The following is a 20,170-nucleotide window of genomic DNA, read 5'->3' on the forward strand; positions in this document are numbered from 1 at the left end:
TGTGCCAGGTCCCGGCGCGTCCGGCGCGTCCCGGGCCGGAGCACGCGGCGGCGGCGTCCGGGGAGGTCAGCCCTCCGCGGGGGCGTGCAGCCGCTCGGCGACCCGGGCGAACGCGGTCACGTCCAGCGCCTCGCCGCGGGCCTGCGGGTCGACCCCGGCGGCGGTGATCGCGCGCGTGGCCGCCTCGGCGCCGCCGGCGAGGGTCCCCAGCGCGGAGCGCAGCATCTTGCGCCGCTGGGCGAAGGCGGCGTCCACGACGGCGAACACCTGCTCGCGGGTGGCCGTGGTGGCCGGCGGCTCGCGGCGGTCCAGGCGGACGAGCGCGGAGTCGACGTTCGGCACCGGCCAGAACACCGACCGGCCGACGGTGGCGGTGCGGCGGGCGGAGGCGTACCAGGCGGCCTTGACCGACGGCACGCCGTACGTGCGGCTGCCGGGCGGGGCGGCGACCCGGTCGGCGACCTCGGCCTGCACCATGACGAGCACGCGCTCCAGGGACGGGAAGCGCTCGAGGAACGTGAGCAGCACGGGCACCGAGACGTTGTACGGCAGGTTCGCGACCAGCGCCGTGGGCGCTCGGCCGGGCAGCGCGCGCACGTCCAGCGCGTCGCCGCGCACGACGGTGAGCGCGGGGTGCGGCGGGGGACCGGGGTCCGGGGCCACGTCGGCCGCCGGCGCCGCGACGTCCGCCAGGTCGACCGTGTCGACCACCGCGCCGGGCACGTGCCGGCGCACGGTCTCCGGCAGCAGGCCCGCGAGCACCGGGTCGATCTCGACCGCCACCACGTCGGCGCCGGCCTCGAGCAGGCCTAGCGTCAGCGAGCCGAGGCCCGGCCCGACCTCGACGACCCGCTCGCCGGCGACCACGTCGGCCTGCCGGACGATCTTGCGGACCGTGCCGCCGTCGAGCACGAAGTTCTGCCCGAGCGTCTTGGTCGGGCGGATCCCGGCGCGCTCGGCGAGCGCGCGGATCTCGGCCGGACCGAGCAACGGCCCCGCCGCGGGTGCGACGGGGCCGGTGCTGGAGGACATGCGGGCGAGCCTACCGGGCCGCCCGCGGGTGCGGCGTCAGCCGAACAGCCGCGACCCGCAGACCGGCCACTGGCCGGCGCCGGAGCGGTTGTAGAGCATCTGCGCGCGGGCGGTCTGCTCGTCGGCCGAGGCGTCCGAGGGGAGCCCGCTGCCGCCGACCGCGTTCCAGGTCGCGACGGAGAACTGGTACAGCCCGTGGTACTTGCCGGAGGCCGACACGATGGACGGGTTGCCGCCGGACTCGCACGCGGCCAGCGCCGCCCAGTTCAGACCGGCCGCGTCGCCGCCGCCGACCGCCGGGGTGCCGGCCGACGCGGGCGCCGACGAGGACGCCTTGGGGGTGGTGACGACCGGCTTCTTCTTGGTGCCGATGTTGGTCACCTGGTCGACCGGCGCCTGGGTGACGGCGTCGGACAGCGGCTCGCGGCCGGTCTCCTGGCCGTCGACGGTGGTCACGCGCTCCACGACGGTCCGCACGCCGGGGACGCCGGCGGTGGTCACCTTGGAGTCGCCCACGTACAGCGACGCGTCGTTCTGCTCGACGGCGTTGAACGGCACCTCGTGCGTGGTGGTCACGTCCTGGATCACGACGCGGTTCACCACGACGGTGATCGTCCCGCCGGCGCGCTGCACGCTGACCCGGTCGAGCGGCTGCAGGGTGACGTCCAGGGCGTCGAGCGCCTCGGCGACGGTGGTGCTGCCGTCGGGGACCGTGAGGGTGGTCCCGTCGACCACGACCGCGGCGGGGCCGTCGAGCGTGAGGTCGAGCGACAGGTCCGGGCGGCCGCCGGCGGCCGAGCGGGACGCGACCAGCCGGACGTCGTCGCCGCGGGCCGCGAGCATGGTGAGCGCCTCGTCGGCGGTGAGCGCGGTCGTCCAGACCGTCTGCTCGGCGCCGTCGGCGTTGATGGTCACCTGGTGGGCGTGCCGCACGACGACGTCGACGCCGTCGGCGAGGGCGCCGGAGGGGCTGACGGTGTCGCGCTCGCCGAGCTCGAGCTCCTGCTCGGCCAGCAGGCCGTCGACGCTGCCCGAGAAGGTCGACACGGTCGTGGTGACCCCGTCGACGTCGAGGGTCACGGTCTTGTGGGCGTCGGCGACGGCGACGCCACCGGTGGCGAGCACGACCACGGCGGTCGCGGCGCCGATGAGGCGCACGCGGCCCCGGCGCGACCGGCGCGGGCCGTCGGGCTCGGTGCCGGCGGACCCGGGGTCCGTGTTCTGGACGATGCGGGTGCGGAGGGCTGCGGGCGTGGCGGCGAAGCGCGCGCGGGCGCGGCGGAAGAGGGAGGTCACGTGGTTCCAGACGACGGCGGTCCCGGGCACGGGGGGCGGGGCGCGGCGCTCGCGGGCGTCGCCCGCCGGTGCCCGGGCCTGACGGCCCCGCGGCTGCGGCGGCACCTGGAGGGAGGTGTCGCACCCGGCGGTCCCGGATCCCCGATCCGGCGGTCATGCCCCGCGCGGCGTGCGCTGCACGGGTGCGCTCGCGGGGGGAGGGCCCCGGTCTGTCACGAGCGACACGCGACCGTAACCCATTCGTGACCATGTGCCAAGTGCTGGGCGCGGCCCCGCAGGTCACCGCCGGGGGCGGGTGGGGGTCAGTACCAGCCCTTGGCCTGGAACGAGGACCAGGCGCCGCACGGCGTCGAGTAGCGGCCCGCGATGTAGTTCAGGCCCCAGGTGATCTGGGTCGCCGGGTTGGTGCGCCAGTCCGCGGCGACGCTCGCCATCTTCGAGCCCGGCAGCGCCTGCGGGATGCCGTAGGCGCCCGAGGACGAGTTGGCCGCGTCGACCCGCCAGCCGCTCTCCTTGTTCCAGAGCTGCAGCAGGCAGGCGAACTGGTCGTCGCCCCAGCCGCGCTCGGCGGCGAGCTGCTTGCCGACCTCCTGCGAGCTGCCGGGGGAGACGGAGATGTCGACGCCCGCGGCGACCTCCATGGTGCCGACCTTGACGACCTGGGTCACCGGCTCGACCGTGACGGCGGACGCCACCACCTGCCGGTCGACGACGGCGCCGCCGACGGTCGCGGTGCTGTACGTCGTGGTCCGGACGCCGGCGCGGCCCGCGGTCTCGACCTTGCGGGTGCCCTTCGCGAGCGTGGGGTCCTCGACCTCCTGCTCCTCGAACGGCACCGCCTCGGTGACCGTCTCCCCGGCGGTGGCCGCGCGGGTCACCAGGACCACCAGGCCGTCGGTCGCGGTCGCGTCGAGCGGGACCGACACCCGGTCGCCCTCGTTCAGCACCAGGCCGATGTCCCGCAGCGCGTCCCGGACGGTCCCGCCGCTGGTCAGGCCGTCGATCACCTGGCCGTCGACGGCCAGGTGGATGGTCTTCTGGGTGGACACCCGCAGCACGTCGCCGCGCTCGAGGCCCGCGGACCGGGACGCGGACAGCAGCGTCTCGTCGTCGCGCAGGCCCAGGCCCTCGACCGCCTCGCCGACGGTCAGCGCCGTCGTCCACACCGTGCGGTCCTCGCCGTCGACCTGGACGTCGATCTCCCGGCCGTGCCGGACGACGATCTGCGCGCCGTCCCCGACCGGCTCGCCCAGGCCCGGCGCCACCAGGTCGCGGTCGCCCACCTCGATGTCCCCGGCCGCGAGCACCTGGCCGACCGTGCGGCCGAACGCGCTCACCTCGACGGCGGAGCCGTCCACCTCGACGGTCACGGTCTTGTGCAGGCCGACGAAGGCGGTGGTCGCGCCGGCGACCAGCGCGAGCGCGAGGCCCTGGGCGCCGTGCCGGAGCAGGCGGGAACGGTGGGCGGTGCGGTGCGTCGGGCTCGACGCGGGGGCAACGGGCGTCTCGGGCGCAGGCACGCGGGGGGCTCCAGCGGGTCGGGTCGGCGCGAGGGGAGGGACCCGCGCCGGTACAGCCGTCCGACCGTAACCGATCCGTGACCCGGAGGGGAACCCGCGATCCGCGGAACCACCCCGTCGGGCGGGGGTCACCAGGTGCCGTACACCCGCTCCGCCGTGGACGCCAGGGACCGGCACAGCTCCGCCAGGTCCAGGTCGCGCTCCGCGGCGATCCGGCGCACCGCGTGCGGGACCAGGTACGGGGCGTTCGGGCGGCCGCGCAGCGGGTGCGCCGTCAGGTACGGCGCGTCGGTCTCGACGAGCAGCAGGTCGAGGGGCAGCGCGCGCACCGCCGCCCGCAGGTCGTCGTTGGCGCCGTAGGTGACCGGGCCGGCGAACGAGGCGAACCAGCCGTGCTCCGCGCAGACCGCGGCGAGCGCGGGGCCGCCGGAGAAGCAGTGGAACACCGTCCGCTCGGGTGCGCCGTCGCGGAGCAGCACCTCCACCACGTCGTCGTGCGCGTCGCGGTCGTGGATCTGCAGCGCCAGGCCGAGCTCCTTGGCCAGCGCCACGTGCGCCCGGAACGCCTCCCGCTGCACGGCGCGGCCGCGCGGGCCGGCGCGGAAGAAGTCCAGGCCCGTCTCGCCGACCGCGCGCACCCGGTCGTTGGCGCGCGCGACCTCGGCCACCCGGGCGAGCGCCTCGTCGAGCGACGCGTCGTGCCGGCCCCGCGGGTCCGGGTCCAGCCCGTCGGGGGCCACCTCGTGCACCCCCGCGTGCAGCACCGCCTCGTTGGGGTGGATCGCGACGGCGCCGAGCAGCGCCCGGCGGCCGGGCCGCAGGGGGACCGGGGCGGCCGCGGGGTCGGCGGCCGGGTCCCCGTCGACGCGCAGCACCGCGTCCGTCCACGCCACCGCGTCGAGGTCGCAGCCGACCTGGACCATCCGCGGCACGCCGACGGCGGCGGCCCGGTCCAGGTGGTCGTCCAGCGTGACCGGCGCGGGCTCGTCGCCCGCGTCGGCCCCCGCGTCGGCGCGCACCCCGAGCACCGACTCCAGGTGCGTGTGGTCGTCGACCACCGGCACCGGGAGCGGCTCGGGCGACGGGGCCCAGCCGGTGGGCCGGTTGCGGCTGCGCGCCACCTCAGCCCTGGCGCAGCCGGTCGAGCTCGGTCTCGACCACGTCGTCGTCGAGCTTGGTGAACACCGGCGTCGGCTTGCCCACCGGCGTGCCCGGGACCACGGCGCGCGGCCGCCACGCGGGCACCGTCTCGCCGAGCCGGTAGTCGCCCGTGATGACCGGGTAGTGACGCGACGCGTCGTCCAGGTCCGTCACCTCGTCGATCCGGGGCAGCGGGGAGAACGTGCCGGTGCCGCCCAGCGCCTCGTGCACGGCCTGCGCCGAGTGCGGCAGGAACGGCGACAGCAGCGTGTTGCAGTCGCTCACCGCCTGCGCCGCGGTGTGCAGCACGGTGCCCAGGCGCTCCGGGTCGTTCTTCAGCTTCCACGGCTCGGTCTCGGAGATGTACCGGTTGGCCTCCTGGACCACCCGCATCGCCTCGCCGATCGCCGCGCGGTGCCGGTGCGTGCCGATGAGCTCGCCGACCCGGCCGAACGCGGTGGTCGTCGTCGCGAGCAGGTCCTCGTCGACCGTCGTGCGCGGGCCGGGCTCGGGGATCGCGCCGACGTTCTTGTGGATCATGCTCGCGGTGCGGTTGACCAGGTTGCCCCAGCCCGCGACCAGCTCGTCGTTCGTGCGGCGCTTGAAGTCCGCCCAGGTGAAGTCGGCGTCCTGGCTCTCCGGCCCCGCGGTGGAGATGTAGTAGCGCAGCGCGTCGGGCTGGTACCGGCTCAGCATGTCGCGCACGTAGATGACGACGCCGCGGGACGAGGAGAACTGCTTGCCCTCCATCGTGAGGAACTCGGACGACACGACCTCGGTCGGCAGGTTCAGCCTCCCGTAGACCCCGGGCTCGCCGCCCTTGGACCCGCCCCCGGCGTAGCCGAGCAGCTCGGCCGGCCAGATCTGCGAGTGGAAGGTGATGTTGTCCTTGCCCATGAAGTAGTAGGACAGCGACTCGGGGTCGGTCCAGAACTGCCGCCACGCCTCGGGGTCCCCGGAGCGGCGCGCCCACTCGATCGACGCCGACAGGTAGCCGATCACCGCGTCGAACCACACGTACAGCCGCTTGGACGGGTTGTCCTCCCAGCCCTCCAGCGGGATCGGGATGCCCCAGTCGATGTCCCGGCTCATCGCGCGCGGGCGCACGTCGTCCAGCAGGTTCAGCGAGAACTTCAGGACGTTCGGGCGCCACTCGGTGCGGGTGCGCAGCCAGTCGCCGAGCGCGTCGACGAACGCCGGCAGGTCCAGGAAGAAGTGGTTCGACTCGACGAACTTCGGCGTCTCGCCGTTGATGCGGCTGCGCGGGTTCTTCAGGTCGATCGCGTCGAGCTGGTTGCCGCAGTTGTCGCACTGGTCGCCGCGGGCGCCGTCGTAGCCGCAGATCGGGCAGGTGCCCTCGATGTACCGGTCCGGCAGCGTGCGGCCCGTCGACGGGCTGATCGCGTTCATGGTCGTCTGCTCGACCATGTACCCGTTCTTGTGCACCGTGCGGAACATCTCCTGCACGACCGCGTAGTGGTTGCGGGTGGTCGTGCGGGTGAACAGGTCGTACGACAGGCCCAGCTGCGTGAGGTCCTCGACGATGACGCGGTTGTACCGGTCGGCGAGCTCCTGGGGCGTGACGCCCTCCTGCTCGGCCTGCACGAGGATCGGGGTCCCGTGCTCGTCGGTGCCGGACACCATGAGGACGTCGTGCCCCGCCATGCGCATGTAGCGGCTGAACACGTCGGAGGGGACGCCGAAGCCGGCGACGTGGCCGATGTGACGCGGGCCGTTGGCGTACGGCCAGGCGACTGCGCTGAGGATGCGGGACATGGCGTCGATCCTAGTGAGCCGCGCGGACCGGCTCGCGACGGTCTCGCCGCCGGCGTTCCCGGTGCGTGCCCGACGTGGGGGCGACGCGCGTGTCAGCGTCCCCGAATGCTGCTCGTCCCTCGTGGGGGCTCGGCGTCCGCTCACCGACCCCCGCGGCCCCGGCGGTCAGCCCTCCACGGCCTCCGCCAGCGCCATCCACTTCTCCTCGACCTCGGCGACCTCGGCCTCGAGCGCGGCCTTGTCCGTCCCGAGGGCGGTGAGCCCCACGTAGTCGGCGGGGTCGTGCTCGGCCATCTTCTTCTCGAGCGCCTCGATCTGGCCGGTCAGCTTGGAGATCCGCCGGTCGAGCGCGCCGAGCTCCTTCTTGGCGGCGCGGAGCTCCGCCCCGTCCAGCCCCGACGGCGCGACCTCGCCGCCCACCGCGCCCGACGACTCGGTCGGCGCACCGGTGGCGACGGCGCCCGCACCGGCGCGGGACCGCTCCAGCAGCCGCAGGTACTCGTCGACGCCGCCCGGCACGTGCCGGAAGTGCCCGTCGAGCACCGCGTACTGCTGGTCGGTGACGCGCTCGAGCAGGTACCGGTCGTGCGAGACGACCAGGAGGGTGCCCGGCCAGGTGTCGAGCAGGTCCTCCATGGCGGCGAGCATGTCGGTGTCCAGGTCGTTGGACGGCTCGTCGAGGACGAGCACGTTCGGCTCGTCGAGCAGGATGAGCAGCAGCTGCAGCCGGCGCCGCTGCCCGCCGGACAGGTCCTTGACCGGCGTCTGGAGCTGGACGGCGGTGAACCCGAGCCGCTCGAGCAGCTGCCCGGGGGTCAGCTCCTTGCCGCCGGCGACGTAGGACGTCCGGTACCGGGCGATCACGTCGTTGACCCGGGTGTCCGCGATGTCCGCGAGCTCGGCCAGCTCCTGCGTCAGCGTCGCGACCTTGATGGTCTTGCCGCGCTTGACCCGGCCGGTCGTCGGCGCGACGGCGCCGGTGACCAGGCCCAGCAGCGTCGACTTGCCGGCGCCGTTCACCCCGAGCACGCCGGTGCGCTCGCCCGGCGCGATGCGCCAGGTCACGTCCCGCAGCACCTCGTGCGCGCCGTAGGAGACGGACACGTCCTCGATGTCGACGACGTCCTTGCCGAGCCGGGCGGTGGCCATCTGGGACAGCTCGACGGAGTTGCGCGGCGGCGGCACGTCCTCGATGAGCTGGTTCGCGGCCTCGATGCGGAACTTCGGCTTGGAGGTGCGGGCGGGGGCGCCGCGGCGCAGCCAGGCGAGCTCCTTGCGCATGAGGTTCTGCCGCTTGGCCTCGGAGGCGGCGGCCATCCGGTCCCGCTCGACCCGCTGCAGGACGTAGGCCGCGTACCCGCCCTCGAACGGCTCGACGATCCCGTCGTGCACCTCCCAGGTCGCGGTGCACACCTCGTCGAGGAACCACCGGTCGTGGGTGACGACCAGCAGGCCGCCCGCGTTCGACGACCAGCGCCGGTTCAGGTGCCGGGCGAGCCAGGTGACCGCCTCGACGTCGAGGTGGTTGGTCGGCTCGTCGAGCATGAGCACGTCGTCGTCGCCCGCGAGCAGCGCGGCCAGCGCGACGCGGCGCCGCTGCCCGCCGGACAGGTCGCCGACCAGCTTGTCCCAGGGCAGGTCGCCGACCAGGCCGGACACGACGTCGCGGACCTTCGGGTCGCCGGCCCACTCGTGCTCGGCGCGGTCGCCGACGACCGAGGCCCCGACCGTCAGCGCGGGGTCGAGGGTATCGGTCTGGTCGAGCACGCCGATCCGCACGCCGCCGCGCACGGTCACGCGCCCGGAGTCCGGCGTCAGGCGCCCGGCCAGCAGCGCGAGCAGGGACGACTTGCCGTCGCCGTTGCGGCCGACGACGCCGACGCGGTCGCCCTCGTTGAGGCCCACGGTCACCGCGTCGAAGACGTTCTTGGTCGGGAAGGACAGGTGCAGCGCTTCGCCGCCGAGCAGGTGGGCCATCGCGCAAGCGTAGGACGCGCGCGGTGCCCGGCCCGCGCCGGGGGTCCCGGCCCGGTCCCGCTACGGTGGCACCCGTGCAGCCGCTCGACCGCGACCCCGACACGGCCGACGTCCCCGACGTGAACCGCCTCGACCCGCCCCGCCCCGGGACGGCGCGCCCCGGCGACCCCGCCGCCCCGGGCGGCTCGGCGGCCTCCGCCGTCGACGTGCCCGCCGACCCCGACGCCCCGGGCTGGGGGCGGCCACCGATCACCGCGGACCAGCGGCGCTACGACGTGCTGCTCGCCGCGGCCCTGCTCGTCGGCGGCATCCTCAGCCTGGCCCTGGGGCGCACGGCCGGCATGTACGACGACCCCGCCGAGGGCTGGGTCGCGGTGCTGTGCGTGCTCGCGGTGACCGCGCCGCTCGCGGTGCGCCGCCGGCAGCCCGCCGTCGTCGCCGTCGTGGTCGCGGCCGCGTTCGTGCTCGTCGGGGAGCTGCGGGTCCCGGAGACGCTGTTCGCCAACATCGCCCTGTTCATGGCGCTCTACACGGTCGGCGCGTGGGACCGGAACCGCGCACGGGCGCTGTGGGTGCGCGCCGGGATCGTCGTCGCGATGTTCGTGTGGCTGCTGGTCGCCATGTTCCAGGCGGTCACCGACCCGGAGGGCATCGAGGGCTTCTCCAACGCGGGGGCGTTCTCCCCGCTGGTGGCGTACCTGCTGATCCAGCTGCTCACCAACATCCTGTACTTCGCCGGGGCGTGGTGGTTCGGCGACCACGCGTGGAACGCCGCGCGCGAGCGCGCCCGCACCGAGCACCGCGGCCGCCTGCTGGTCGGCGAGCGCCGCCGGGTCGAGGAGCAGGCCGTCGCCATCGAGCGGCTGCGCCTGGCGCGGGAGCTGCACGACGCCGTCGCGCACCACGTGTCGATGATGGGCGTGCAGGCCGCCGCGGCGCGGACGGTGCAGGCCTCCGACCCGCAGCAGGCCGCGCTCGCGCTGGAGCAGGTCGAGGACTCGGCGCGCGAGGCGGTCGACGAGCTGCACGGGCTGCTCAGCACGCTGCGCGAGTCCGGGACCGAGACGCACGCCGCCTCCGCGGTCGGCTCGCTGTCCGTCGAGCGGCTGCCCGAGCTGGTGCAGCAGGCCGCGGACACCGGGCTGACCGCGCGGTTCCAGGTGATCGGCGAGCCCGTGCGGGTGCCGCCGCTGACCTCGCTCAACCTGTACCGGATCTGCCAGGAGGCGCTGACCAACGTGCGCAAGCACGCCGGCACCGGCGCCCAGGTGGACGTCCGGCTGCGGTACGACGCCGACGCGGTCGAGCTGGAGGTCGCCGACGACGGGACGGGGGCACGCCGGGTGCTGCGCCGCGGGACGTCCGGCGGGCTCGGCCTGGTCGGCATGCGGGAACGGGTCGCCGCCGACGGCGGCACGCTGGAGACCGGCGCGCGCGGACGCGGCGGCTACCTGGTCCGGGCGCGGGTGCCGCTCGGACCGCGGACGGGAGGGGCACGATGACCGGGGCCGACGCGGTGCGGTGGGACACGACCGGGACCGACGAGGCGGCGGAGGTGCCGTTCGGCCCCGACCACCCGGTGCGGGTCGTGCTCGCCGACGACCAGGCGCTGCTGCGCGCCGGGCTCGCCACGATCCTCGGCGCGCAGCCGGACATCGAGGTGGTCGGGCAGGCGGGCGACGGCGCCGAGGCCGTGGCGCTCGCGCGGTCCCTGCGCCCCGACGTCGTCTGCATGGACGTGCAGATGCCCGGCGTCGACGGCCTGGAGGCGACCCGCCGGATCACCGCCGACCCCGACGTCACCGCCGGCGTGCTGGTGCTGACCACGTTCAACCGCGACGACTACCTCCTGGAGTCGCTCCGGGCCGGCGCCGCGGGGTTCCTGCTGAAGAACTCCCGGCCCGAGCAGCTCGCCGACGCCGTGCGGGCCGTCGCCGCGGGGGACGCCCTGCTGTCGCCCGAGGTCACCCGCGCCGTCATCGCCCGGGCGGTGGTGGGCGAGGGCTCCGCCGCCGGGGGGAGCGGGCCGGCCGCCCGGCGGGCCCCGGGTGCCCCGTCCGTCCCGGGGCTGACCGAGCGCAAGCTGGAGGTGCTGCGCCTGGTCGCGCGGGGCCTGAGCAACGACGAGATCGCCGCCGAGCTCGTGCTGGGCCGCGCCACCGTCAAGACCCACGTGTCCAACGTGCTCACCAAGCTCGGCCTCCGGGACCGGGTGCAGGCCGTCGTCTACGCGTTCGAGAACGGGCTCACGGACTGACCCCCTCCACCCCGGGACGGAGGCCCGGCCGCCCGGCAAGTTCCGCCCGGCGGCCGAGGTGCCGGGGCACGGGGTGCTCCTAGCGTTGACCACAGCGGACGACAGGTCCGCCACAGGTCACGACAGGAGACGACATGCTGCAGCTCGACGGGATCCACCGGTCCTTCGGGGACCGGCTGGTGCTCGACGACGTCGGCTTCTCGGTGGAGCGCGGCAAGCTCACCGGGTTCGTCGGCGGCAACGGCGCCGGCAAGACCACGACGATGCGGATCATCCTCGGGGTGCTCACGCCGGACTCCGGCACCGTGACCCTCGACGGCAGCCCGCTCGGTGACGACCGCCGCCGCGCGTTCGGCTACATGCCCGAGGAGCGCGGCCTCTACCCGAAGATGCACGTGCTGGAGCAGATCACCTACCTGGCGCGGTTGCACGGCTACGAGCGCCGGACCGCGACGGAGAAGGCCCGCGACCTGCTCGAGAAGCTCGGGCTCGGCGAGCGGCTGACCGACCCGGTCGACGACCTGTCGCTCGGCAACCAGCAGCGGGCGCAGATCGCCGCCGCGCTGGTGCACGAGCCGGAGGTGCTGGTGCTCGACGAGCCGTTCTCCGGCCTCGACCCGATGGCCGTCGACCTGGTGCTCGGTGTCCTCCAGGAATACGCGTCCCGCGGCGTGCCGGTGCTGTTCTCCTCGCACCAGCTCGACGTCGTCGAGCGCCTCTGCGACGACGTCGTCGTCATCGCGGGCGGGAAGATCCGCGCCGCCGGGGAGAAGGAGGCGCTGCGCGCCCAGCACGCCGCGCCCCGCTACGAGATCACCTCCGGCGGCGACATGGGCTGGCTGCGCACCGAGCCGGGCGTCCAGGTCGTCGAGTTCGACGGCGGCTACGCGCTGTTCGAGTCCGACGAGACCACCGCCCAGCGGGTCCTGCGCGCCGCGCTCGACGCCGCGCCCGTGCAGCAGTTCGCCCCGGTCCGCCCGCGGCTCGCGGAGATCTTCCGCGACATCGTCCGCGACGAGGAGCGGCACGACGACGCGCCCACCACCACGAAGTCGAAGGAGACCGTCCGATGAGCCGGCGCACCCCGATGCTGTCGAACACGCCCGGGTCCGGGCCCGCGTCGGCCGGCCGGCCCGCCGCCCCGGGCACCGTGCAGGCGACGCTCATGGTCGCCGAGCGCGAGATCACGACCCAGGTCCGCAGCAAGTCGTTCCTCATCTCGACCGCCGTGCTGCTCGTCCTGGTGCTGGGCGGGATCATCCTCACCTCGGTGCTGGGCGACCGGCTCGGCGGCGGGGACACCAAGGTCGCCGTCGTCCCGGAGACCGCCGCCGTGATCGAGGACGTCGACGGGCTGGAGGCGGTCGAGGCCGCCGACCCCGACGCGGCCCGGGCGCTGGTGGAGTCCGAGGAGGTGTCCGCCGCCGTCCTGCCCGACGACGACGCGGACAACCTGCTGGGCGTCGTCGTGGTCGGCCTCGACTCCGCGCCGGACGGCGTCATGAACGCCCTCGCGGTGACCCCGCCGGTGGAGCTGCTCGACGAGTCCGGCACCTCGGACGGCCTGCGCTACCTCGTCTCGTTCGTGTTCGGCATCGCGTTCTTCATGGCCGCCATGACGTTCGGCAGCACGATCGCGCAGAACACCGTGCAGGAGAAGCAGTCCCGCATCGTCGAGATCCTGCTGTCGACCGTCCCGCCGCGGGCGCTGCTCGCCGGCAAGATCCTCGGCAACACCGTGCTCGCGGTCGGCCAGATCGCCGCGATCGCCGCGGTGGCCGTCGTCGGCCTGGTCGTCACCGGCCAGGACGACCTGCTCGGGATGATCGGGGCGCCGGTCGCCTGGTTCGTGCTGTTCTTCCTCGTCGGGTTCGTGCTGCTGGCCGCGCTGTTCGCGTCCGCCGCCTCGCTCGTCTCCCGCGTCGAGGACACCGGCCCGGTGCTCACCCCGGTGATGATGCTCGTGATGATCCCGTACTTCGGCGTCATCTTCTTCAACGACAACGACCTGGTGCTGACGATCATGTCGTACGTGCCGTTCAGCGCCCCGGTCGGGATGCCGGTGCGGCTGTTCCTCGGCGAGGCGTCCTGGTGGGAGCCGCTGGTGTCGCTGGTGATCCTCGCGGGGACCGCGGTGCTGGTGACCGGCATCGGCGCCCGGATCTACGCCCGCTCGGTCCTGCGCACCGGCCGCCGGGTCAAGCTCTCCGAGGCCCTGACCAAGGCCGCCTGACACCCGCCGGACGACGCGCGCGGCACCCGCAGGAGGGGGTGCCGCGCGCGTCGCCGCGTGCAGGGCCTGCCGAGATGGCAGCTCTCGGCTCTGCGCGGGGCCCGCCACGCAGCCGAGCTGCCGTCTCGGCGGGGGCGCGAAGGGGCGGGCGTCAGGGGGTGTCGAAGGGGGCGACCAGGGTGCGGAGCAGGTCCGCGAGGCGATCGCGCTCGGGGGCCGGGAGCGACGACAGGAGGTCCCGCTCGATCTCCAGCAGGGTCGACATCGCGGCGTCCACCCGGGTCCGGCCCTCGTCCGTCAGGCTGACCAGCACGCCGCGGCGGTCGTCGGGCGACGGCAGCCGCTCGACCAGCGCGCGGGACGCCAGGCGGTCGATCCGGTTGGTCATCGTCCCGCTGGTCACGAGGGTCTGGGTCAGCAGGGAGCCGGGCGACATCCGGTACGGCGCGCCGGCGCGGCGCAGCGCGGACAGCACGTCGAACTCCCACGGCTCCAGCCCGTGCCGGGCGAACGCCTGCCGGCGGGCCAGGTCGAGGTGCCGGGACAGCCGGGTGACCCGGGAGAGCACCGACAGCGGCGCGACGTCCAGGTCCGGGCGCTCGCGGGCCCAGGCCTCGACGATCCGGTCGACCTCGTCCCGGGCCCCGGACGCGTCCGGGTGCGCGGGGGACTCGGCTGCCGACATGCGGGCGAGGGTACTCGACGGGTGCCCGGGACCTCGGACCCTGGCGGTCGCGCGGCGCCCGCGGTGGTCTGGTGGGTGCGGCGCCCGGCGGGGGTCCGGCCCGCGGGGAGGTGGCACGCGTGCGGCTGTTCCTGGCGGTGGCGGGGCTCGCCGGACCGGCCCTGATGGTCGCGGCGCACCCGCTGTTCCGCCTCGCCGCCCGGCAGGGGCCGAACGCCTGGGTCGGGTACCGGACGCCGCGCTCCCGCCGGACCGAGGAGGGCTGGCGGTTCGCGCAGGAGGAGTGCGCGTGGGTGTGGCGGCGGGCCGGCGCGTGGTACGGCGCGGCGGGTCTGGCGGCCTTCGGCGCGCTCGCGGCGGGCGGTGCCGGGCTGCCGGTGTGGGAGGCGGCGAGCGTGGTGCTGGCGCTCGGGCCGCTGCTCGGCACGTCCGCGTGGTGCGTGGTCCGGATCGAGCGGGCGCTCGCGGCCGGGGTCCCGACCGGTGCCGCACGCGGGCCGTCCTGAGCGGCTGCCCGTCAGCCGTCCGCCGGCGTGCCGGGGCCCGCGGGTGCGGCGGCGTCCGTCGCCGCTCGCGGCTTCGCGGCGCGCCTGCGCGGCTCCGGCGCGGTCGACAGCTGCGGGCGGCGCTCCAGCCCGGACAGCCCGTTCCACGCCAGGTTCACCAGGGCCGCCGCGACGTCGGCCTTGTTCGGGCTGCGCGCGTCCAGCCAGTGCTGCCCGGTCAGCGCGACCATCCCCACGAGCATCCGGGCGTAGATCGGCGCGGTCCGGGGGTCGAGGTGCTGCCGCGTGAACTGCTCCGCCAGCAGGTGCTCGACCTGCGTCGCCACGTCGCCGATGAGGGAGGAGAACGTCCCGGTCGCCTGCGCCACCGGGGAGTCGCGCACCAGGATCCGGAACCCGTCCTCGGAGTCCTCGATGTACCCGAGCAGCGCGAGCGCCGACCGCTCGACCATGACCTTGGGGTGGCCGCCCTCGTCTAGCGCGTCGGACAGCGCCGAGGTGAGCGCCTGGATCTCCCGGTCGACCACGACGGCGTAGATGCCCTCCTTGCCGCCGAAGTGCTCGTACACGACCGGCTTCGACACCTCCGCGCGGGCGGCGATCTCCTCGACGGACGTGCCCTCGAAGCCCTTCTCGGCGAACAGCCGGCGGCTCACCTCCAGCAGCTGCGCGCGCCGCTGCGTCGCGGTCATGCGGGCGCGGGTGGTGCGGGCCACGCGACGGGGGTCGTCGGTCATCCACCCATCCTCGCAGGCGCCGGGCGTACCCGGGGGGAGGGCGGCGGCGCCCGGGGGTGCCGCCGGGCTGGCAGACTGGCGGCCGACGCGCGGGCGCCGGGACGCCCGGACGCCCCGCGGTCCGCCCTGGTGTAACGGCAGCACGCAGGCCTTTGGAGCCTTGAGGTCCGGGTTCGAATCCTGGGGGCGGAGCCGCCGTGCGACGATGCCCGACGTGCCCGTGACGCCCGCGTCCGCCGCCGCCCGGGGCCGGGCGGCCCTCCGGCGCGCCGACCTCGTGGCGGCCGGGGTCACGTTCGTGCTCGGCGTCGCCGGGCTGCTCGCGCTGCCGGCCCTCGCGGCGATGGAGCCGGCCGAGCCGGACCCCGCGCCGCCGGTCGGTGCGCCGGTCTGGTGGCTCGCCGTCGTGGCCCTGGCGGTGCAGGCGGGTGCGGTCGCCGTGGCCCGGGTCGCGCCGGGCCGCGCGCTGCTCGGTGTCGCCGCCGTCCCGCTGCTCGTGGCGGTGGCGGGCGGCGGGCCGGCGGTGGCGGCGTCCGGGCTGCTCACGCTGGCCGTGGTCGTCGCGGTCTACCGCGCCGTGGTCGCCGTCCCGCTCGCCCGGGTCCGCGGGGCGCTCGTGGCCGCCGTCGTGCTGCTCGCCGTCGCGTCCTCGGTCTCGGGCGCCGGGGCCGTCGACGCCTCGGAGACGCCGCTCGTCGTGCTCGCCGCCGCCGCGCAGGCGGTCGCCGTCGTCGCGCTCGGGCTGGTGCCCGCCCTGGTGGTGTCGTCGCGGCGCGCCGTGCGGGAGGCGCAGGCCGGCGAGCTGCGCGCCCTCGCCGGGGAGCAGGAGGCCCGCGTCCGCACGGCGCTGGCGGAGCAGCGGACCGCGATGGCCCGCGAGCTGCACGACATCGCGGCGCACCACCTGTCCGGCATCGCGCTGATGGCCTCGGCCATCGACCGGCAGATCGGCACCGACCCCGAGTCCGCGCGCCGGGGGGTCCGGGAGGTGCGCGACCAGAGCCGCGTCGTGCTGGCCGACCTGCGGCGCCTGGTCGGGCTGCTCCGGGAGGACGACGGGGCGGAGACGTCCGCGCTGACGCTCGCCGCGGTGCCGGACCTCGTGGGCGACGGCGTCACCCTGGAGGTGCTCCCGCGGGACGCCGACCCCGGCGCCGGCGTCGGCCCGCTCGCCCAGCTCGCCGGCTACCGGATGGTGCAGGAGGCGCTCGCGAACGCCCGGGCCCACGCGCCGGAGGCCGCGTGCCGGGTGACGGTCGACGCCCGAGCCGCCGACGCGGTGGTCCTGACCGTGCGGAACGGCCCCCCGGGCCGCGACCCGGTACCGTCCGAGCACGGCGGCCACGGCCTGCGCGGGATGCGCGAGCGCGCCGAGCTGGTGGGCGCCGACCTGCGGCACGGGCCGACGCCCGACGGCGGCTGGGAGGTCCGACTCGTCCTGCCGCGCGAACCCCGAGCAGAGGAGGACGCCCCGTGACCCGGGTGCTCATCGCCGACGACCAGCCCCTGGTGCGCGCCGGCCTGTCCGCGCTGCTCGCCGCCGAGCCCGACCTCGAGGTGGTCGGCGTCGCGGCCGACGGCGACGAGGCGCTCGCGCTGGCCCGCAGCACCGCGCCGGACGTGGCGGTGCTCGACGTCCGGATGCCCGGCCGCGACGGCATCAGCGTCGCCCGCGAGCTGTGCGGCCCGGAGGCCGAGCGGCCCGTGCCGGTCCTCGTGCTGACCACGTTCGACCTGGACGACTACGTGTTCGGCGCGCTGGAGGCGGGCGCGTCCGGGTTCCTGCTCAAGGACGCGGAGCCGGAGGAGATCGTCCGGGCGGTCCGGCACGTCGCCGCCGGCCGGGGCACGCTCGACCAGGCGCTCACCCACCGGGTGCTGCGCGAGTTCGCCGACCGGCGGCGGCTCCAGCCCGTCACGGTGCAGCGCGGGGCGGACGTGCTCACCGCCCGGGAGCAGGACATCCTCCGGCTGCTGGCGCAGGGGATGTCGAACGAGGAGATCGCCGCGGAGCTGGTCGTCGAGGTGTCGACGGTGAAGTCGCACCTCGCCCGGATGATGCCGAAGCTCGGGGTGCGGTCCCGCCTGCAGGCGGTCGTGTGGGCCTACCAGAACCGGGTGGTCGCGGTCCCCGACGAGGGCTGACCGGCCGGCCGTCGTCCGCCGTGCGGGGGACCGGTTGCGTCGAAGGGTGCAGGCCCGCGGGTTCCGTCGCAGGCGTCTGGAGGGGACGGGTCCCGGATTCGTAGCGTCGAGGAGACGTGAGAACCCGAGACGAGGAGGCCGCCATGAGCGCCACCGCACCCACCCCGACCAGCGCGGCGGGGCCGACCCCGACCCCGCCCCCGACGGCGGCCGAGCCGGCCGTCCTGCTGGACCGGGTCCACCGCTCCTACCCCAACGGCAGCGGCACCATCGCGGCGCTCGCGGGCGTCTCCCTGGCGCTCGCGCCCGGCTCGTTCACGGCGGTCATGGGGCCGTCGGGGTCGGGCAAGTCGACGCTGCTCAACGTCTCGGCGGGCCTGGACCGGCCGTCCAGCGGGCGCGTCGTGGTCGGCGGGTCCGACCTGACGGCGCTGTCGCCGGACGCGGTGACCCGGCTGCGCCGGGACCGGATCGGCTTCGTGTTCCAGGCGTACAACCTGGTCGGCCACCTGACGGTCGCCGAGAACATCGCCCTGCCCCTGCTGCTCGGCGGCCGCGCGCCCGACGCGCACCTGCGTCGCTACCTGGTGGCGGCCGTGGGCCTGGAGGGCATGGAGGACCGGCTGCCCGGCGAGCTGTCCGGCGGGCAGGCGCAGCGCGTCGCGATCGCCCGCGCGCTGATCACCCGGCCGGCGGTGGTGTTCGCCGACGAGCCGACCGGCGCGCTCGACTCGCACACCGGCGGCCAGGTCCTCGAGGTGCTCCGCTCGACCGCGGAGACCCTGCAGCAGACCCTGGTGCTGGTCACGCACGACGCGCACGTCGCCGCCGCCGCGGACCGCGTGCTGTTCCTCGCCGACGGCCTGATCGCCGGGCACCTCGACGCGCCGACGACCGAGCAGGTCACGGCCCGGATGATCGAGCTGGGCCGATGAGCGCCGTCGGGGCGATGGCCCGGTCCGCCGTCCGGGTGCACCGCGGGAGCCTGGCGGGCAGCGCGCTGGTCGTCGCTCTCGCCGCCGCGCTGCTCACCGCCACGGGCGTCTGGGTCGAGGCGGGTGTCCGGCTCGCGGCCGGCGCCGCCGACGACCCGGGCGCGTCGATGCTGCTCGCCGTGGCCTCGTCGTTCGCCGGGACCGCGGTGCTCATCGCGCTGCTGGTGGTGGCGTCGACGTTCGCCGGGGCGCTCCGGCCGCGGGCCCGGGAGTTCGCGCTGCTGCGCGCGGTCGGCGCGACGACCGGGCAGGTGCGGCAGCTCGTCACCGCGGAGGTGCTGCTGGTGTTCGCGGTCGCGGCGCCGCTCGGGGCGGTGCCGGGGCTGCTGCTCGCCCCGCTGCTGTCCGGCGTGCTCGTGTCCGGCGGGGTGGCGCCGGTCGGGTACTCGCCGGCGCTGTCGCCGTGGCCGGTGCTCGGCGCCCTGGCGCTGCTGGTGCCGACCGCGCTGCTCGGGGCGCGCCTGGCGGGCCGGGAGAGCGCGCGGCTCAGCCCGGCGAGCGCCGTGCAGCGCTCGGCGGTCGAGCCGCGGGGCATCCCGCGGACGCGCGCGGTGACGGCGGTGGTGCTGGCGGCGGCCGGGCTGGTCGCCGCGCTGGTCCCGTTCGTCCTCCCCGGGATCGGCGGGGCCGCGGCCGCCACGACCTCCGCGATCGTGCTGCTGGTCGCAGCCGCCCTGGTCGGGCCGCTGCTGGTGCGGTGGGGCGCCGAGCGCGGGCTGCGCCTGACCCGCGGGTCGAGCGCCGTGCCGACGCTGGCGCTGACCAACGCCCGCGGGTTCTCCCGCCGGCTGACCGGCGCGGTGCTGCCGCTCGCGCTGCTGCTGGCGCTCGGCACCGTCCAGGCCGGGGTGAACCGGGCCGTGGTCGACGCCGCCGAGCAGCAGGTGCGGGACGGGGTGGTGGCCGACGTCGTGGCGCAGGACCCCGGCGCGCCCGCCGGGGTGCCGCAGGCGCGGGCGGACGAGGTCGCCGCGCTGCCCGGCGTCGCCGCGGCGGGGGTGACCGCCGGCGTGCCCGCGCAGGTCCGGGTCGACGCCGAGGACGAGGACATGCCGTTCCTCGACGGGCTGTCCTGGGAGCCGGCCACGCTGCGCACGGTGCCGGCGGAGTCGACGCTGCTCGATCCCGGCGTGCGGACCGGCTCGCTCGACGACCTGGACCGCGACGGCACGATCGCCGTCAGCAGCGAGGCCGCGCTCGGCAGCACCGGGCTGGGCAAGCCGGTCGAGGTGCGGGTCGGCGGGGACACCGTGGAGCTGACCGTGGTGGCCGTCTACGAGCGCGGGCTCGGGCTCGGCGACTACCTGATCGGGTCCGGCTCCGCCGTCGCCGCGGGCGCCGAGGGCGGCGTGCTCCTGGTCCGGGCCGACGACCCGGCCGCGGCGGGCGACGTCCGGGCGGCCGTCGCCGCGACCGGCCTCGACGTGACCGACCCCGCCGGCTACGCCCGGACGGTGCGGGACGCCGCCGCGGGGGAGCAGGGGCTGTCCACCGCGCTGCTGCTCGCGCTGCTGGCGTTCGTCGCGGTCGCCGCCGGGAACGCGCTGGTCGCGCTCGTCAGCAGCCGGCGCGGGGAGCTCGCGCTGCTCCGGCGGACGGGGGCGACCCGGGCGCAGCTGATCCGGATGGTGGCCGCCGAGTCGGCGCTGATCACCGGGACCGCCGTCGCCGTGGGGCTGGCCGCGGTGCTGCCCGCGCTGCTCGGCGTGGGGCAGGGGCTGCTCGGGGTGCCGGTGCCGGTCGTCGACCCGGCGGTGCTGGGCGGACTGGTGGCGGTCGTGGCGCTGATCGGGCTGACGCTGCCCGTGGGCGCCGCGGTGCGCGCGACCCGTCCGGCGGCCGGCGGCCTCACGCCGCCCGCGCCGCGAGGC

At 76.0% G+C, this 20,170-nt stretch carries 17 protein-coding genes and 1 tRNA gene; 10 read left to right on the top strand and 8 right to left on the bottom strand.

The genetic code is table 11. The features are described from left to right. Nucleotides 1-66 precede the first annotated feature (66 nt). The 6 genes from rsmA to FA014_RS04340 all read right to left on the bottom strand — a co-directional run bounded on the left by rsmA (nucleotide 67) and on the right by FA014_RS04340 (nucleotide 8,741). On the bottom strand, nucleotides 67-1,032 hold the full coding sequence (gene rsmA, locus FA014_RS04315) for a 16S rRNA (adenine(1518)-N(6)/adenine(1519)-N(6))-dimethyltransferase RsmA (protein ID WP_154728472.1): 966 nt from the start codon (nucleotides 1,030-1,032) through the stop codon (nucleotides 67-69). A 36-nt stretch (nucleotides 1,033-1,068) separates the two neighbouring features. Next, entirely contained in the window at nucleotides 1,069-2,328 is a 1,260-nt protein-coding gene (locus tag FA014_RS04320; protein ID WP_230322858.1) for a resuscitation-promoting factor, read from the bottom strand. A gap of 302 nt (nucleotides 2,329-2,630) precedes the next feature. Beyond that, a complete protein-coding gene (locus FA014_RS04325; RefSeq protein ID WP_230322859.1) occupies nucleotides 2,631-3,848 on the bottom strand; it encodes a ubiquitin-like domain-containing protein in 1,218 nt (405 codons plus the stop codon). Nucleotides 3,849-3,976: 128 nt separating this feature from the next. Further along, nucleotides 3,977-4,969 (bottom strand): TatD family hydrolase, encoded by a 993-nt coding sequence (locus FA014_RS04330; protein ID WP_154728474.1) that lies wholly within the window; start codon nucleotides 4,967-4,969, stop codon nucleotides 3,977-3,979. A 1-nt stretch (nucleotide 4,970) separates the two neighbouring features. Next, nucleotides 4,971-6,764: a methionine--tRNA ligase gene (metG, locus tag FA014_RS04335; protein ID WP_154728475.1), complete on the bottom strand. Its 1,794-nt coding sequence runs from the start codon at nucleotides 6,762-6,764 to the stop codon at nucleotides 4,971-4,973. A gap of 165 nt (nucleotides 6,765-6,929) precedes the next feature. Further along, on the bottom strand, nucleotides 6,930-8,741 hold the full coding sequence (locus FA014_RS04340) for an ABC-F family ATP-binding cassette domain-containing protein (RefSeq protein WP_154728476.1): 1,812 nt from the start codon (nucleotides 8,739-8,741) through the stop codon (nucleotides 6,930-6,932). Nucleotides 8,742-8,815: 74 nt separating this feature from the next. Between FA014_RS04340 and FA014_RS04345 the strand changes: the two genes are divergently transcribed. From FA014_RS04345 to FA014_RS04360, 4 genes are all read left to right on the top strand, one after another. After that, complete coding sequence (locus tag FA014_RS04345; RefSeq protein WP_230322860.1) at nucleotides 8,816-10,243, top strand: sensor histidine kinase; 1,428 nt, start codon at nucleotides 8,816-8,818, stop codon at nucleotides 10,241-10,243. Beyond that, on the top strand, nucleotides 10,240-10,998 hold the full coding sequence (locus FA014_RS04350; RefSeq protein ID WP_154728477.1) for a response regulator: 759 nt from the start codon (nucleotides 10,240-10,242) through the stop codon (nucleotides 10,996-10,998). Before FA014_RS04345 ends, FA014_RS04350 begins: the two co-directional genes overlap by 4 nt. A gap of 134 nt (nucleotides 10,999-11,132) precedes the next feature. After that, nucleotides 11,133-12,071 carry an ABC transporter ATP-binding protein gene (locus tag FA014_RS04355; RefSeq protein WP_154728478.1) on the top strand — a complete coding sequence of 313 codons (939 nt, stop codon included), beginning with the start codon at nucleotides 11,133-11,135 and terminating at the stop codon, nucleotides 12,069-12,071. Beyond that, a complete protein-coding gene (locus FA014_RS04360; protein ID WP_154728479.1) occupies nucleotides 12,068-13,231 on the top strand; it encodes an ABC transporter permease in 1,164 nt (387 codons plus the stop codon). The genes FA014_RS04355 and FA014_RS04360 overlap by 4 nt, the downstream gene beginning before the upstream one ends. A gap of 151 nt (nucleotides 13,232-13,382) precedes the next feature. Here the strand turns inward: FA014_RS04360 and FA014_RS04365 are convergent, their stop codons facing one another. Continuing rightward, nucleotides 13,383-13,916, bottom strand: coding sequence for a MarR family winged helix-turn-helix transcriptional regulator (locus FA014_RS04365; RefSeq protein WP_154728480.1), 534 nt, complete (start codon nucleotides 13,914-13,916; stop codon nucleotides 13,383-13,385). 119 nt (nucleotides 13,917-14,035) lie between these two features. Between FA014_RS04365 and FA014_RS04370 the strand changes: the two genes are divergently transcribed. Then, nucleotides 14,036-14,422 (top strand): SdpI family protein, encoded by a 387-nt coding sequence (locus FA014_RS04370; protein ID WP_154728481.1) that lies wholly within the window; start codon nucleotides 14,036-14,038, stop codon nucleotides 14,420-14,422. 11 nt (nucleotides 14,423-14,433) lie between these two features. Here FA014_RS04370 and FA014_RS04375 read toward each other — a convergent pair whose 3' ends face one another. Next, nucleotides 14,434-15,114, bottom strand: coding sequence for a TetR/AcrR family transcriptional regulator (locus FA014_RS04375; protein WP_195969166.1), 681 nt, complete (start codon nucleotides 15,112-15,114; stop codon nucleotides 14,434-14,436). Between the two features lie 165 nt (nucleotides 15,115-15,279). Between FA014_RS04375 and FA014_RS04380 the strand changes: the two genes are divergently transcribed. From FA014_RS04380 to FA014_RS04400, 5 genes are all read left to right on the top strand, one after another. Then, nucleotides 15,280-15,351: transfer RNA gene (locus FA014_RS04380), tRNA-Gln, on the top strand. A 22-nt stretch (nucleotides 15,352-15,373) separates the two neighbouring features. Next, nucleotides 15,374-16,636, top strand: coding sequence for a sensor histidine kinase (locus tag FA014_RS04385; RefSeq protein ID WP_154728483.1), 1,263 nt, complete (start codon nucleotides 15,374-15,376; stop codon nucleotides 16,634-16,636). Beyond that, nucleotides 16,633-17,304 carry a response regulator gene (locus FA014_RS04390; protein ID WP_154728484.1) on the top strand — a complete coding sequence of 224 codons (672 nt, stop codon included), beginning with the start codon at nucleotides 16,633-16,635 and terminating at the stop codon, nucleotides 17,302-17,304. Before FA014_RS04385 ends, FA014_RS04390 begins: the two co-directional genes overlap by 4 nt. Before the next feature lie 143 nt (nucleotides 17,305-17,447). Then, complete coding sequence (locus FA014_RS04395; RefSeq protein WP_154728485.1) at nucleotides 17,448-18,239, top strand: ABC transporter ATP-binding protein; 792 nt, start codon at nucleotides 17,448-17,450, stop codon at nucleotides 18,237-18,239. Next, nucleotides 18,236-20,170, top strand: a 1,935-nt coding sequence (locus FA014_RS04400) for an FtsX-like permease family protein (protein ID WP_154728486.1), incomplete at its 3' end; no start/stop codon positions are given. The genes FA014_RS04395 and FA014_RS04400, both read left to right, overlap by 4 nt.

It is taken from the genome of Cellulomonas hominis (assembly GCF_005239125.1).
GTDB lineage: Bacteria > Actinomycetota > Actinomycetes > Actinomycetales > Cellulomonadaceae > Cellulomonas > Cellulomonas hominis_A.

Excerpts from the sequence above, each read along its gene's own strand:
- rsmA (WP_154728472.1), bottom strand. The coding sequence starts at position 1,032 with ATGTCCTCCAGCACCGGCCCCGTCGCACCCGCGGCGGGGCCGTTGCTC.
- metG (WP_154728475.1), bottom strand. The coding sequence starts at position 6,764 with ATGTCCCGCATCCTCAGCGCAGTCGCCTGGCCGTACGCCAACGGCCCG.
- FA014_RS04340 (WP_154728476.1), bottom strand. The coding sequence starts at position 8,741 with ATGGCCCACCTGCTCGGCGGCGAAGCGCTGCACCTGTCCTTCCCGACC.
- FA014_RS04350 (WP_154728477.1), top strand. The coding sequence starts at position 10,240 with ATGACCGGGGCCGACGCGGTGCGGTGGGACACGACCGGGACCGACGAG.
- FA014_RS04355 (WP_154728478.1), top strand. The coding sequence starts at position 11,133 with ATGCTGCAGCTCGACGGGATCCACCGGTCCTTCGGGGACCGGCTGGTG.
- FA014_RS04360 (WP_154728479.1), top strand. The coding sequence starts at position 12,068 with ATGAGCCGGCGCACCCCGATGCTGTCGAACACGCCCGGGTCCGGGCCC.
- FA014_RS04365 (WP_154728480.1), bottom strand. The coding sequence starts at position 13,916 with ATGTCGGCAGCCGAGTCCCCCGCGCACCCGGACGCGTCCGGGGCCCGG.
- FA014_RS04375 (WP_195969166.1), bottom strand. The coding sequence starts at position 15,114 with ATGACCGCGACGCAGCGGCGCGCGCAGCTGCTGGAGGTGAGCCGCCGG.
- FA014_RS04395 (WP_154728485.1), top strand. The coding sequence starts at position 17,448 with ATGAGCGCCACCGCACCCACCCCGACCAGCGCGGCGGGGCCGACCCCG.